At 65.3% G+C, this 13,974-nt stretch carries 13 protein-coding genes; 10 read left to right on the forward strand and 3 right to left on the reverse strand.

Translation table 11 applies throughout. The features are described 5' to 3' along the window. Positions 1 to 237 (reverse strand): NUDIX domain-containing protein (locus AB0305_RS20370; RefSeq protein WP_366173834.1); only part of this gene is annotated, 237 nt, incomplete at its 3' end. A gap of 220 nt (positions 238 to 457) precedes the next feature. Here AB0305_RS20370 and AB0305_RS20375 point away from each other — a divergent pair. The 4 genes from AB0305_RS20375 to AB0305_RS20390 all read left to right on the forward strand — a co-directional run bounded on the left by AB0305_RS20375 (position 458) and on the right by AB0305_RS20390 (position 4,531). Next, entirely contained in the window at positions 458 to 2,191 is a 1,734-nt protein-coding gene (locus tag AB0305_RS20375; protein WP_366173836.1) for a proline--tRNA ligase, read from the forward strand. A gap of 14 nt (positions 2,192 to 2,205) precedes the next feature. Beyond that, the gene (locus tag AB0305_RS20380; RefSeq protein WP_366173838.1) at positions 2,206 to 2,967 is read left to right on the forward strand and encodes a lytic transglycosylase domain-containing protein; all 762 of its coding nucleotides are present in this window, start codon (positions 2,206 to 2,208) and stop codon (positions 2,965 to 2,967) included. A 97-nt stretch (positions 2,968 to 3,064) separates the two neighbouring features. Then, entirely contained in the window at positions 3,065 to 3,907 is an 843-nt protein-coding gene (locus AB0305_RS20385) for a 2OG-Fe(II) oxygenase (RefSeq protein WP_366173840.1), read from the forward strand. Between the two features lie 30 nt (positions 3,908 to 3,937). Then, positions 3,938 to 4,531 carry a MarC family protein gene (locus AB0305_RS20390; RefSeq protein ID WP_366173842.1) on the forward strand — a complete coding sequence of 198 codons (594 nt, stop codon included), beginning with the start codon at positions 3,938 to 3,940 and terminating at the stop codon, positions 4,529 to 4,531. Positions 4,532 to 4,599: 68 nt separating this feature from the next. Here AB0305_RS20390 and AB0305_RS20395 read toward each other — a convergent pair whose 3' ends face one another. Beyond that, positions 4,600 to 5,151 (reverse strand): hypoxanthine-guanine phosphoribosyltransferase, encoded by a 552-nt coding sequence (locus AB0305_RS20395; protein ID WP_366173844.1) that lies wholly within the window; start codon positions 5,149 to 5,151, stop codon positions 4,600 to 4,602. 45 nt (positions 5,152 to 5,196) lie between these two features. Then, positions 5,197 to 6,609 carry a signal recognition particle protein gene (gene ffh, locus AB0305_RS20400; RefSeq protein ID WP_366173846.1) on the reverse strand — a complete coding sequence of 471 codons (1,413 nt, stop codon included), beginning with the start codon at positions 6,607 to 6,609 and terminating at the stop codon, positions 5,197 to 5,199. 162 nt (positions 6,610 to 6,771) lie between these two features. On the opposite strand from ffh, the gene ccsA reads away from it, so the two are divergent. The 6 genes from ccsA to AB0305_RS20430 all read left to right on the forward strand — a co-directional run. Next, complete coding sequence (gene ccsA, locus AB0305_RS20405) at positions 6,772 to 7,680, forward strand: cytochrome c biogenesis protein CcsA (protein ID WP_366173848.1); 909 nt, start codon at positions 6,772 to 6,774, stop codon at positions 7,678 to 7,680. A gap of 50 nt (positions 7,681 to 7,730) precedes the next feature. Then, on the forward strand, positions 7,731 to 7,985 hold the full coding sequence (locus tag AB0305_RS20410; protein WP_366173850.1) for a PP0621 family protein: 255 nt from the start codon (positions 7,731 to 7,733) through the stop codon (positions 7,983 to 7,985). 41 nt (positions 7,986 to 8,026) lie between these two features. Beyond that, on the forward strand, positions 8,027 to 10,024 hold the full coding sequence (locus AB0305_RS20415; RefSeq protein ID WP_366173852.1) for a HAMP domain-containing sensor histidine kinase: 1,998 nt from the start codon (positions 8,027 to 8,029) through the stop codon (positions 10,022 to 10,024). Between the two features lie 47 nt (positions 10,025 to 10,071). Further along, entirely contained in the window at positions 10,072 to 11,703 is a 1,632-nt protein-coding gene (locus tag AB0305_RS20420; RefSeq protein WP_366173854.1) for a sigma-54 dependent transcriptional regulator, read from the forward strand. A gap of 10 nt (positions 11,704 to 11,713) precedes the next feature. Continuing rightward, the gene (gene ampD / locus AB0305_RS20425) at positions 11,714 to 12,298 is read left to right on the forward strand and encodes a 1,6-anhydro-N-acetylmuramyl-L-alanine amidase AmpD (protein WP_366173856.1); all 585 of its coding nucleotides are present in this window, start codon (positions 11,714 to 11,716) and stop codon (positions 12,296 to 12,298) included. 472 nt (positions 12,299 to 12,770) lie between these two features. Next, the coding region (locus AB0305_RS20430; RefSeq protein WP_366173858.1) for a ribonucleotide reductase N-terminal alpha domain-containing protein at positions 12,771 to 13,974 on the forward strand (1,204 nt) is incomplete at its 3' end.

Genomic DNA, 13,974 nt, shown 5'->3' on the forward strand with positions numbered 1-13,974 from the left:
CGCCGTTGGCCAGCAGGTACTTGCCAGCGGGCGACGTTTCCTTGATCGAGCCGGCCGGGGCCCGACTTCTTCGTGCAGTTCGCGGAACATCGCTTGTTCGGGCGTTTCGCCGTACTTGATGCCGCCTTGTGGAAACTGCCAGGAGTGCTCGCCAATGCGCTTGCCCCAGAACACCTCGTTTCTTGCGTTGATGAGGATGATGCCGACGTTCGGGCGGAAGCCTTCACGATCGAGCATGACTGCACCTCGAATACTTTAGAATTACGCCGATTATAGAGCGGCCTGTCGCTCGGCTGTCACAGAGGCCGAAATGTTGCCGCTCACTCGCGCCTCCTGGGGGAGGGGTGCCGACCACCTGAATGTGCGTCTGGCGCCTCGTCTCATCTCCTGATTCCGGTGGCTTTTGCCCTTGTTTTCGCGGCTTTGGTTGGCCGCGTCATCTCTTATTGTCAGTCGCATGAAAGCGTCCCAGTTCTTCATTTCCACGCTCAAGGAAGCGCCCGCCGACGCGGAAATCGTGTCGCACAAGTTGATGATGCGTGCCGGCATGATCAAGAAGCTCGGCGCGGGCCTCTATACGTACATGCCCGTGGGGCTGCGCGTGATCCGCAAGGTCGAGCAGATCGTGCGTGAGGAAATGAACGCCAGCGGCGCGGTGGAAGTGCTGATGCCGGTGGTGCAGCCGGCTGAGCTGTGGCAGGAGACCGGCCGCTGGGACAAGATGGGCGACGAGATGATGCGCGTGAAAGACCGCCACGAGCGCGACCTCGTCATCCAGCCGACCTCCGAAGAGGTGGTGACTGACATCGCCCGCACCGAGATCCGCTCGTACAAGCAGATGCCGGTGAACTTCTACCAGATCCAGACCAAGTTCCGTGACGAGCGCCGTCCGCGCTTCGGCATCATGCGCGGCCGCGAATTCACCATGAAGGACGCGTACTCCTTCGACCGTGACGCCGAAGGCCTGAAAGTCTCGTACCAAAAGATGTACGACGCCTACACGCGCATCTTCCAGCGCTTTGGCCTGCAATTCCGCGCCGTGGCGGCCGACAACGGCGCCATCGGCGGGTCGGGCTCGCACGAGTTCCACGTGATTGCCGACACGGGTGAAGACGCCATCGTCTACTGCCCGGATTCGGACTACGCCGCCAACATGGAAGCCGCCGAGGCGCTCGCCCCGGCCACGCCGCGCGCTGCCCCGGCGGAGGCCTTCACCAAGACACACACGCCGGGCCGCACCAAATGCGAGGCGGTGGCCGAGCAGTTGGGCATTCCGCTCGAGCGCAATGTCAAGTCGATCGTGCTGGCGACAGATGTCGAGGGTGGCCAGGGTGACGACGTGCAAATCTGGATGCTGCTGCTGCGTGCCGATCACGAACTCAACGAGGTCAAGGCATCGAAGGTGCCGGGGCTGGCCGATTTCCGCTTCGCCACGGAAGGCGAAATCCTGCGCGCGTTCGGCACGCCGCCGGGCTATCTGGGCCCGATCGGCACGAAGCAGCCGATCAAGGTGGTGGCCGATCGCACCGTGGCGGCCATGAGCGATTTCGTCGTCGGCGCCAATGAAGAGGACTACCACTTCACCGGCGTGAACTGGGGCCGCGACCTGCCCGAGCCCGAGGTCTACGACCTGCGCAACGTGGTGGAGGGCGACCCTTCGCCGGACGGCAAGGGCACGCTGGCGATCTGCCGCGGCATCGAAGTCGGCCACGTCTTCATGCTCGGCACGCGCTATTCCGACGCGATGAATGCCACCTTCCTCGATGAGAACGGCAAGACGCAGCCGATGGTGATGGGCTGCTACGGCATCGGCATCACGCGCATTCTGGGTGCGGCCATCGAGCAGAACTACGATGCGCGCGGGATCATCTGGCCGGCGTCGATCGCACCGTTCCAGGTGGTGATCTGTCCGGTGGGCTACGACCGCTCCGACGCCGTGCGCGCGGAAGCCGATCGCCTGCACGCTGAGCTGGTCGCGGCCGGCATCGACGTGATCCTGGACGACCGCGGCGAGCGCCCCGGCGCGATGTTTGCCGACTGGGAACTGATCGGTGTGCCGTTCCGCGTGGTGGTGGGCGACCGTGGCTTGAAGGAGGGCAAGCTGGAATTCCAGGGCCGCCGCGACGAGGCTGCCACTGCCGTGGCGCCGGCCGATGTGCTGGCGACGCTGAAGGCGCGTCTCGCGCAGTAATGGAGCCCAACTGCATGCACCGCTTGCGCTTTCCCCGCCTGATCGCCACTGCGCTATGCGCGGGGGCCTTGCTTGTGGGCATCGCGGGTACACAGCCGGCGTGGGCGGGCGCGCAGAAAGATGAGTACCTGGCGGACTCCGTGCGTAGTGCGTTGTCCGCCGCCGTGGCCGACAGCCGCCCGCTGCGCCCGGTGTTTGCCAGCAACGATGAGCAACTCGGCTATCTACGCTGGTTGGCCGAGATGTCGGTGCGCATGTCGAGCAAGGTTCCGGTGGCGTCGGTGCGCGTGGAACTGATCGAAACTGCGTACTACGAAGCCAAGCGGGCGGGCCTCGATCCAGCCTTGGTGCTTGGTCTCATTCAGGTGGAAAGCGGTTTCCGCAAGTACGCCATGAGCAGCGCAGGCGCCATGGGTCTCATGCAGGTGATGCCCTTCTGGACGCGCAGCATCGGCGATAAGGACACCCGCAAGCTCTTCCACCTGCAGAGCAACCTGCGCTACGGCTGCACGATCCTGCGTCACTACCTCGACATGGAAGGCGGCAATCTGTACCTGGCGCTCGGCCGCTACAACGGCAGCCGAGGCCAGCCGCAATATCCGAACGCGGTGCTGGCGGCATGGAAGCGCTGGCAATATCAGGAGTCGAGCACGATGACGGTGTCCGCCCCGGTGCCGGCGGAAAACGCGCCGCGTGCCAAGGCACTGCCCGAGGTGCCGGCACGCAATCCGTTCTCGCCGCTGCGTATTGCCGGCGGCCCGGCTGGCGGTTCCTGATCGTCGGTAGCGGAGCGCTCGGCCTACAATAGGGCCATCCCTTTCGCCCGCTCGTATCTCCTCATTGCGCATGTCCACGACCCAACCGTATGCGACCATGTCCGAAGCGCTGCGCGACTGGCTGCAGCGTCACGTGACCGAAGGTTTTGAGGCTGATCCGCTGGTGGCCTCGATGGTGCAGTCCGGCTACGACCGGGCCTTCGCGCGCCGCGTTGTCGATGAGGCGCTTGCTGCCCGCGCCCCGGCTCCCGCTCCCGCTGCAGTGCAGGCTTCCGTGTCGGCCGCTCAGGAACCCGTCGAGAACAGCAACGCCGTCCATACCGCCGACGGCGACATCCCCATTCTGTTTGCACTGGAAACGCCGCGCATCGTGCTGTTCCAGCATTTCCTCTCCGACGAGGAGTGTGATCAGTTAATCGCGCTCGGGCGCAATCGCCTCAAGCGTTCGCCGGTCGTGAACCCAGATACGGGTGAAGAGAACCTGATCTCGGCGCGTACGAGCCAGGGTGGGATGTTCCAGGTGGGCGAGCATCCGCTCATCGCCAAGATCGAGGCACGTATCGCCCAGGCGGTGGGCGTGCCGGTCGAGCACGGCGAGGGCTTCCAGGTGCTGCACTACCAGCCTGGCGGCGAGTACCAGCCGCACTTCGATTTCTTCAACCCGGGCCGTACCGGTGAAGCGCGTCAGCTGGAAGTCGGCGGCCAGCGCGTGGCCACCATGGTCATCTACCTGAACAGCGTGCAGGCCGGCGGCGCGACGGGCTTTCCCAAACTCGGGCTGGAGGTGGCGCCGGTCAAGGGCAACGCCGTCTTCTTCGTCTACAAGCGGCCCGATGGCTCGCTCGATGAAGACACGCTGCACGCCGGCCTGCCGGTGGAGCGCGGCGAGAAGTGGATCGCCACCAAGTGGCTGCGCGAGCGGCCGTATCGGCGTCAATAAGGCCGCGGCGCCTGAATGACGGTCGCGCACATGGAATACACGTTCCTCTCGGCGACGATCCTGCTGGTACTGATCACCGATCCGCTCGGCAACATTCCCATCTTCATTTCCGCGTTGAGGCCGGTGGCGCCTGAGCGACGCAGCCGCGTGGTGCTGCGAGAAGTCGGCATCGCGTTCGTGCTCTTGTTGGTCTTCATGCTCTTCGGCGATGCGTTCCTGCGCATGATGAGCCTGACCGACTTGTCCTTGCAGATGGCGGGCGGCATCGTGCTATTTCTGATTGCGCTGCGCATGATCTTTCCGCACGAGGGCGCTGCCGATGCGCAATCCACTGGCGAGCCCTTCATCGTGCCGCTGGCGATTCCGGCCATCGCCGGGCCATCTGCCATGGCGACAGTGATGCTGCTTGTTTCGCAGGCGCCGGGCCGCATGTGGACGTGGATCGGCTCGCTGTGCGCGACGATGGCGGTGTCGGCGGTGGTGCTGCTGAGCGCCACGCAGATCCAGCGCCTGGTTGGCGAACGCACGGTGATGGCGTTCGAGCGGCTGATGGGGCTGATCCTGGTGGCGATCTCGGTGGAGATGTTACTGAAGGGCATCCGCACCTTCGCGCATCAGCTCTGAACGCATCGCGCGGACAACAAAAAAGGGCGACTCGATGGTCGCCCTTTTTGTTTGCGCCTGCCGCCGCGTCAGGTGTTCTTGAGCGCGCGGATGGTCGGCAGGTTGCGCCAGTAGCCCTTGGCATCCATGCCGCAGCCGAACACATAGCGGTCGGGCACCGAGAAGCCGCAGAAATCGGGGTACAGCGGCTTGTCTTTGGCGAGTGTCTTCTCGCACAGCACGGCGGAATAGAACTCGGCGGCGCCCATGTCGATGATGCGCGAGCGGATGGCGGCCATCGTTTCGCCTTCGTCGAGGATGTCGTCAAGCACCAGCACGGTGCGGCCCTTGACCGACTCGCGCGGCGCCACGCGCCACTGCATCTCTTTGCTGCCCACGGTCTGGTTGTTGTAGCGCGAGAGGTGGATGTAGTCGAACTCCAGCGGGAACGCCAGCTTGGGCAGCAGCATGCCGGTGAACACGCACGCGCCGCCCATCACCGACAGCACCATCGGGAAGGTGTCGCCGATCTTCTCGGTGATCTCGGCGGCCATGCGATCCAGCGAGCCGCGCACAGCGTCTTCGCTGACGATTTCTTCGGAGTTGGCCCAGAGTTCGCGGGCCTGTTCTGCATTCAGCATCGTGTTGGTCTGGTGAAAACGGTTTGAGGGAAGGGCGTGGGTTGGTTATCCACCAAACAAACCTTTCATGCCGCCTTTCATACCGCCCATGGCGCGCATCATCTTCATCATGCCGCCGCCCTTGAGCTTCTTCATCATGGTCTGCATTTGCTCGAACTGGTTCAGCAAGCGGTTGACTTCCTGCACCTGCACGCCGGCGCCGGCAGCAATGCGACGCTTGCGGCTGGCCTTGATGAGTTCGGGCTTGGCGCGCTCGGCGGCGGTCATGCTGTTGATGATGCCTTCCATGCGGCGGACCTGCTTTTCGGCTTGGTCCATATTGGCGCCCTGCGCCTGCTGGGCCATCTGTGCCGGAAGCTTGTCGATCAGGCTGCCCAGGCCGCCCATCTTCTTCATCTGGCCGATCTGGGCCTTGAAGTCTTCGAGGTCGAAGCCGCCGGTCTTCTTGATCTTGGCCGCGAGCTTCTGGGCCTCTTCCATGTCGACACCGCGCTGCGCTTCTTCCACCAGCGCGAGGATGTCGCCCATGCCCAGAATGCGCTGGGCCATGCGGTCGGGGTAGAACGGCTCCAGCCCGTCGAGCTTTTCGGCCACACCGACAAACTTGATCGGCTTGCCCGTGATGTGACGCACCGACAGCGCCGCGCCGCCGCGCGCATCACCGTCGAGCTTGGTCAGCACCACGCCGGTCAGCGGCAGGGTGTCGTTGAAGGCCTTGGCGGTGTTGACGGCATCCTGGCCGAGCATCGCGTCGACCACGAACAGCGTTTCGGCCGGCTTGAGCGCGGCGTGCAGCGCGGCGATCTCCTGCATCATCGCCTCGTCGATACCGAGGCGGCCGGCCGTATCGACGATCAGCACGTCGTGATAGTGCTTCTTGGCCCAATCGACCGCCGCGACGGCGATGTCCACGGGTTTCTGGTCAGGCTGCGAGGGGAAGAAGTCAGCGCCGACCTGTTCCGAGACGGTCTTCAACTGCGCGATAGCGGCGGGGCGATACACGTCGCACGACACCGTCAGCACTTTCTTCTTCTTATTCTCCTTGAGCCACTTGGCCAGCTTGCCGACGGTGGTGGTCTTACCCGCGCCCTGAAGGCCAGCCATCAGAATGATCGCGGGCGGTGTGACGTTGAGGTTCAGCTCCGCCGCGCGGCCGCCGAGGATGTTGTTGCCGACACCTTCCAGCGCTTCCTGGCCGCCGATGATGGCGGTCAGCTCACGCTGCACGATGCCGACCAGCGCTTGCCCCGGCGAAAGGCTTGTGATGACTTCCTCGCCGAGCGCCTTTTCCTTGACGCGGGCAATGAACTCGCGCACGACCGGCAGCGCCACGTCGGCTTCGAGCAATGCCAGACGAACTTCGCGCAGCATCTCGGCGGTATTGGCTTCGGTCAGGCGCGCTTCGCCGCGCATGGTCTTGACCACGCGCGCAAGCCGTTGGGTCAGGTTATCCAGCATGACAGTGACAGGGATCCGGAATTGGGGACGGGATGAAGATGAGGCCGGTGCTCGCTTGGCGCGCGCCGGCTAGGAATGTGCGTTCCGCTTGGCCGCCCGCTGAGACTTTCGGCGGGGACGGGCCCCAGCCAAAACCGGGGTGCGCTGCGGTAAACTGTGCAAATGGTCATTGTACTGTATGCGCTGACGGCGCTTCTCTATGGCACCCTCGCTTGGACAGCGTGGGTACGACGCGGTGGGCTCGAGGCCTCGGCCGCAGCGGGTGCCGTGCTGGGCGGCCAGCCTTCCGGCGCAGCGGTGCTGGTGCCGCCGCCCCCGGCTTCTGCGGATTCCGCCCCTGGCTGGTGGCGATGGGGCCTGCTAACGGCGCTGGCCGCGCACGGCTTTCTGCTGCACGAGACCATCTTCCCTGCCAGTTCCATGGTGTTTGGCTTTGCCTATGCGCTGTCGGCCATGCTGTGGCTGGGTGTGGGCATCTTCTGGATCGAGAGCCTGTTCTTCTCGCTGGCGGGCCTGGGCCTGCTGGTGATGCCGGTGGCGCTGCTCGGCAGTCTGCTGCCGCTGGTGTTTCCGGGCGCGCAAATCCTTGGCTATGCCGCCAGCCCGCTATTCAAGCTCCACTTCGCCATCGCTAACGTCGCGTATGGGCTGTTCACGCTGGCGGCCTTCCACGCCATCCTGATGCTCGCCGCCGAGCGCCGGCTGCACACCATCAATCGCCCGAATGAGTCCGGCTGGCTTGGCCGCTGGCTCGATTTGCTGCCGCCGTTGCTGACACTGGAAAAACTGCTGTTCCGCCTGATCGGCGCGGGCTTCGTGCTGCTTACGCTGACCATCGCTTCGGGCGTGCTGTTCTCCGAGCACCTGTTCCACCGTGCTTTCCACTTTGATCACAAGAATGTGTTTGCGGTGCTGTCGTGGGCGATGTTCGGCGGCATCCTGCTGGGGCGCCGTTTCCGCGGCTGGCGTGGGCGCGTGGCGCTGCGCTGGGTGATGGCGGCGTTTGCGATTCTGCTGCTTGCCTACGTGGGCAGTCGCTTCGTACTGGAAGTCATCCTTCACCGCGTGTAACGCGTTCTTGGCGTTTCTTTTGGCGATCTCGCCCCTCTGTCGGTTTTTTCATGGCCCGTCCTGTTCTGCTGATCCTGATGCTGCTCGCCGGTTGGTGGTGGCTGAGTCGCCTGGGTACGCGTTCGTCGCGCACCTCAGGGCAGTCCGCATCGCAGGGCGCGGCGCCGCGCGCGCCTGAGCGTGAGGCTTCGCAGCCGATCGAGCAATGCGCCGTGTGCGGTGTGCACGCGCCGCGCTCCGGCATGGTGGCACTGCCTGGCGGGCGCTATCGCTGCCCCGAACACGCCGACCGGGGCGGCGCGTGATGCCGGATGCGTCCGGCACGTCGTCGGCTGGGGTGCCAAAAATGGCTGACGCCGGACCGCGCCGACTGCTCTCCCGCCTGAACGCGTGGCGCGCGCTGCGCTCGGTCTGGCGGGAGCCCGATCCTCCCGAATTCCAATGGCGCCTGCTGCGCTATTTCGCCTTCAGCCGAGCGGCCGTGGCGCTGGTGCTGCTGCTGTTCGTGATGGTGCCGCGTGGGCACGATGAAGCAGGCGGCCTGCCCAATAGCGAGACGCTGCTGAGTCTGACACTGCCGTACTTGGCGGTGGCGCTGCTGATCCTGGCGGCCGCCGGCTGGTGGCGCACGCGGTTTCAGTTCCGCGTGCGGCTGGATGTCGTGCTCGATCTGCTGTTTTTGGGGATGGCATATGCCGCCCTGTCGCGCCTGTCAGCCAGCGTGGCGATGGTGTTGTTGATGCCGGTGCTGGCGGCTGGCGCGTTGACCAGCCTGCTGTTTGCGCTGTTTACGGCGGCGGTGGCGTCGATGGTGGTGCTGGCCGATCCGTTCCTCCAGATGCTTGGCGACGGTGTGATTGCGCCGGGGCTGGCGTCGGCGGGGCTGTATGGGCTCGTCTACATGACGGCCGCGTCGATGATGTATGGCCTGTCGCACCGCCAGATTGCGCAGGAGCGCCTGACGATGGCGCGCGAGCGCGAGTTGCGCCTGCAGCAGCTCGTGAACCGACTGATGGTCTACGACATGCAGGACGGTGTGATGCTGGTGCGCGCCGACGGTCGTGTCGTGGCGGCCAACCCGGCCGCGGCCGTGCTGCTGGGCGTGCCGCAAAACGCGTTCGTAGGCACCGGCGCGATGCTGTTCGACCTGAAGGACGTGCCGCACCTGCGCCCGTTGCTGGAGACGCTGCGCCAGTGGCTGCGCCGCAAGAGCCGCCCCGCAGACGGCACGGGCGACGACGATGCGCCGCGCATTCTCGACTTGCTGCCCATCGCGCCGGGCGGCAGGCGCGCGCCGCCTGCCCGTTTGCGTCTGCGGTTCATCCTGCCGAGCCTGGCGAATTTGCGCAGCGTCTATCTGGACAGCCTGGTCAGTTCGATCGGCCTGGGGTTGCCGGGAGAGGGCGGCGAAGTGTCGCGCCCGCGCCAACTTTCGGCCGACCCTGCTGCGCAGGGCTGGTCGAGCGATGACGAAGCCTTTTTGCGCCACGAGTTGCACGACACTGTGCTGATCCACGTGGAAAGCTGGGAGCGTGTGGCCGAGCAGGCGCAGCAGGAAAAGCTTGCGTCCATGGGCCGGCTGGTGGCCAGCATTGCGCACCAGATCCGCAATCCGCTGGCCGCAATCAGCCAAGCCGCGGAACTGCTGGATGATCCGGGCGACGGCGCTGAGGGCAACGGGCCCGCGCGCCCGGAAGGCTCCGGCGTGGAGACACGCCTGCTGCGCATCATTCGCGACAACGTGCGCCGGCTGGACCAGGTGGTCGCCGATGTGCTGATGCTTTCGCGCCGCCCGCGTGGCGAGCGTGTGCGTGTGGAGCTCGCCCACGTGCTGCCTGAGGTGATCGACCGCTGGCGCGCCGAGGCCCTGCGCCGTGCCGGCACCGAGATCAACGCTAACCTCGTTCGCGTGGCCGTGGACCTCGACAGGCCCGTGCTATTTGACCCGGCGCAGTTGCAGCAGGTGGTGGGCAACATGCTCGACAACGCGCTGCGCTATTGCCGCCGCGTGCCGGGTTCGATCCTGTTGGCTGCCTATGCATTGGATGAGGCCCACGCCGAACTCGTCATCTGGAACGACGGCCCCGAGGTCAGCACTGAACAACAGCGCAGCCTGTTCGAGCCGTTCTTCACGAATGACGCCCAGGGCACCGGCCTGGGCCTCTATATGGCGCGCGAGTTGTGCGGCGCCAACGATGCGCAGATCCGCTACGGCGCCATCGCGCTGGAATCCTTGCTCGATCGCACCGGAGCGTTGACCATGGAGGCGCTCGACACCTTGCCGCGCCGTGCCTTCGTCATCACCCTGATGTTTGATCAACCCGCCGTGCCGATTGCGGAATGACCCGCCGGCTGCGCATTTCCGCTGATCTTCTGCTGACCCGCTGATCCATGTCCAAAGCCGCCATCGTTCGCGAACCCATTCTCGTTGTCGATGACGAAGCCGACTTGCGCGAACTGCTGGAAATTTCCTTGCGCCGCATGGGCCACGATGTGGTGCTCGCCAGCGGGCTCACCGAGGCACGCGAGGCATTGTCCCGCCAGCGCTTTGCACTCGTGCTGACCGACATGCGTCTGGGTGATGGCTTGGGCATTGAACTCGTGCGCCAGCTCTCGGCCACGGCCGACCGTACGCCGGTGGCTGTCATCACCGCATACGGCAGCGCCGAGAACGCGGTGGAGGCGCTCAAGGCGGGCGCGTTCGACTACATTGCCAAGCCGCTCTCGCTCGATCAGTTGCGCAGCCTCGTGCTCAATGCGCTCGGCCGCCAGCAGCGCGATCCTGACCCCGGCAACTCGGACCTGGCCGAGCGCACCAATGAACTGTTGCCCGGCCACTCCGCCGCCATGCAGGAAGTGCGCCGCTCGCTGATGCGGCTGGCGCGCAGCATGGCGCCGGTGGTCATCAGCGGGGAGTCGGGCAGCGGCAAGGAGCGTGCGGCGCGCGCCATCCATGCGCTCTCGTCGCGTGCGTCGCGGCCGTTCGTGGCCGTGAACTGCGGCGCGATCCCCGAGAATTTGATGGAAGCCGAGTTCTTCGGCTACGTGAAGGGCGCCTTTACCGGCGCGGACAGCGATCGCCAGGGCTTCTTCCAGGCTGCCAACGGTGGCACGCTCATGCTCGACGAAGTGGCCGACCTGCCGCTGACGATGCAGGTGAAATTGCTGCGCGCACTGCAGGAGCGCCGCGTACGCAAGATCGGCGAAAGCCGTGAAGAGCCGGTCGATGTCCGCGTGGTGTGCGCGAGCCACCAGAATCTCGCGCGCCTGGTCGCCGCCGGCCGCTTCCGCGAAGACTTGTTCTACCGCCTGAACGTGTTGGAGCTGCGCATGCCCACGCTGCGCGAGCGCGCTGAAGACGTGCCCGTGCTGGCCGGCGTGCTGCTGGAGCAACTCGCCAACCGCTATGGCGATCCGCGCCCCAAGCGCCTGACGCGCCCGGCGTTGCAGCAACTGTGCGCCTATCCGTTCCCGGGCAACGTGCGCGAGCTGGAGAACCTACTCGAGCGCGCCTATGCGTTTGCCGAAGGCGAATCGATCGACGTGGACGACCTCGGCGCACTCGGCGCCGAGATCGAGCGTTCTCCGCTGTTCCATCGCACGCGCGAGGCGCAGGCCGCGGCCGCCCATCACCCGACGGCGCCATCGCCGATGGCAGGCTGGACCGACGCTGCGTATATGCCGGCTCCCGTGCCCAGCCCGATGGGCGCATTGCACTCGATGCAGCCAATACAGCCGCCGGTGGCACTGTCGGCCGAGCCAGCCCCGGCGGCGCAGCCCGCGGAGCCGCCACTGCCCAGCGTCGCGTTGCCGATCGATCTGCCCGCTTATCTGGAGTCTGTGGAGCGCAGTGTGATCCTCGTAGCGCTGGATCAGACCGGCTTCAACCGTACGGCGGCGGCCAAGCTGCTCGGCTTGTCATTCCGGCAGTTGCGCTATCGCATGCAGCAGCTTGGCATCCGTGATCCGCGTGACATTGAGCCCGCTAACACTGGCCTGGACGGTCTGAACGGCGATGCCTAAGCCGGGCCCCTTGCACATCGGTGCCGACGGCTGGGTGGACGGCATGCGGCGCCATCCGTCACCCAACATCGACGCTCGGCCCGAGGGCATGCCGATCGATCTGATCGTGCTGCACAACATCAGCCTGCCGCCTGCGCAGTCCGCGACCGACTTCGGTTCAGACGACGTGCTCAATTTCTTCACCAACACGCTCGACTGCGACGCGCACCCGTACTTCGACCAGTTGCGGGGTGTGCGCGTGTCGGCGCATTTCTTCGTTCGCCGCACCGGCGAGTGTGTGCAGTTCGCGCCGTGCGATGCGCGCGCTTGGCATGCCGGCGCATCGGATTTCTTCGGTCGTACGCGCTGCAACGATTTTTCCGTCGGCATCGAGATCGAGGGCACGGACGACCAGCCCTTCACTCCCGAGCAATACGCCGCCACCGCATCCCTCGTGCGGGCGATCTGCGCGGCGTATCCGATTGCCGCGATTGCGGGGCATTCGGACATTGCACCTGGCCGCAAGACCGATCCGGGGCCATGCTTCGACTGGGCACATCTGCGCAAGCTCGGTGGCTTCAACGCGGCACTGTTCCCCTATCAGCGCGCGCCCTGAAATCGCGGCAGTTGCACCAGTGCAGTGCGGGCCACGGGGCCCTCTACTGCAGATGAGGTGACGTCTATCGAGCTTGCGCGGTCGATTGAAAGAATTATTCTGAAAGGCACAGCATTGCGGCGCCGCAAGCCGGCCCCGCCGACCCGTTGTGCTGCCTGGGATGGCGGGGTTGCGGCGCTGCATTCCGATTGCAAAAGGACCAGTCGCCCGCATCTGTCAAGACTAGGCAAATGCGATCCATCCCCTATACTTAGCGCCAATCCCGGGGTGAGACACTAGATGTAGTGGTCGCTTTCCGGGATTCTTATTTCGGCGCCACGCGGGGGCGGGCGGTCGGCGGGTCAAGCCGATGCTTGGGAGCTGAGAAAAGGCAAGGGTCTTTTCCGTCTCATTTCTCCGCGTAGCGCGAGGGTTCGCCAAGGGTATCCGCCCGTCGGCGCGCCGATAAACGAACGGTTCAACAGGAGTCCACATGCAGACGGCCCAACCAGAAATCCACTCCGGCACCGCCAACCCCACGCAATTTGCGCAAAGCGCTGGCGGTACGGCCGTGGCCCCCAGCACCGCGTTCGGCGTCAACCTGGCGGACTACAAGATCATCCGTCGCAATGGCGCCGTGGTCGGTTTCGAGCCGTCCAAGATCGCCGTGGCCGTGACCAAGGCCTTCCTCGCCGTGAATGGCGGGCAGGGTGCCGCTTCTGCGCGTGTGCGCGAGCTGGTCGAGGGCCTGACCCAGAACGTGGTGCGCGCGCTGACGCGCAGCCGCCCCAACGGCGGCACGTTCCATATCGAAGACATTCAAGATCAGGTGGAACTGGCGCTGATGCGCTCGGGCGAGCACGATGTGGCCCGCGCTTACGTGCTGTACCGCGAGCGCCGCGCGCAAGAGCGCGCCCAGGCTGGTGAAACCCAGCAGCAACCGGCCGCCAGCGGCCTGAACGTGACCGACGGTGGCATCACCCGCCCGCTGGACATGGCCGCACTGCGCAACGTCATCGTCACGGCCTGCACGGGCCTGGGCGAAGCGGTGGACCCGGAGCCGATCCTCAAGGAAACGGTCAAGAACCTGTATGACGGCGTGCCGATGACGCAGGTGTACGACTCGGCCATCCTGGCCGCCCGTACCCTGATCGAAAAGGACCCGGCCTACAGCCAAGCGACCGCGCGCATTCTGCTGCACACGATCCGCCGCGAAATCCTCGGTCAAGAAGTCACGCAGGCCGAAATGAGCACGCGCTATGCGGAGTACTTCCCGAAGTTCATCCAGCGCGGTATCGAGGCCGAGCTGCTGGACGAAAAGCTGGCCCAGTTCGACCTGGCCCGCCTGGGTGCAGCGCTGAATGCCGCGAACGACTTCCAGTTCAACTACCTCGGCCTGCAAACGCTGTACGACCGCTACTTCCTGCACGTGGACGAAGTCCGCATCGAGATGCCGCAGGCGTTCTTCATGCGCGTGGCCATGGGCTTGGCGCTGGAAGAAAAAGACCGCGAAGCCCGCGCCATCGAGTTCTACAACCTGCTGTCGTCGTTCGACTTCATGTCGTCCACGCCGACGCTGTTCAACTCGGGCACGCGCCGCTACGTCGTGCCAGCCTTCGCTCTGGGGAGCATGCATAGGGCAGCCCGATGCCACGGGCTTGATCGGTTCAATCGGCTTGGTCATCTCAGGTCACCAG

The organism is Arthrobacter sp. NPDC080086, assembly GCF_040702285.1.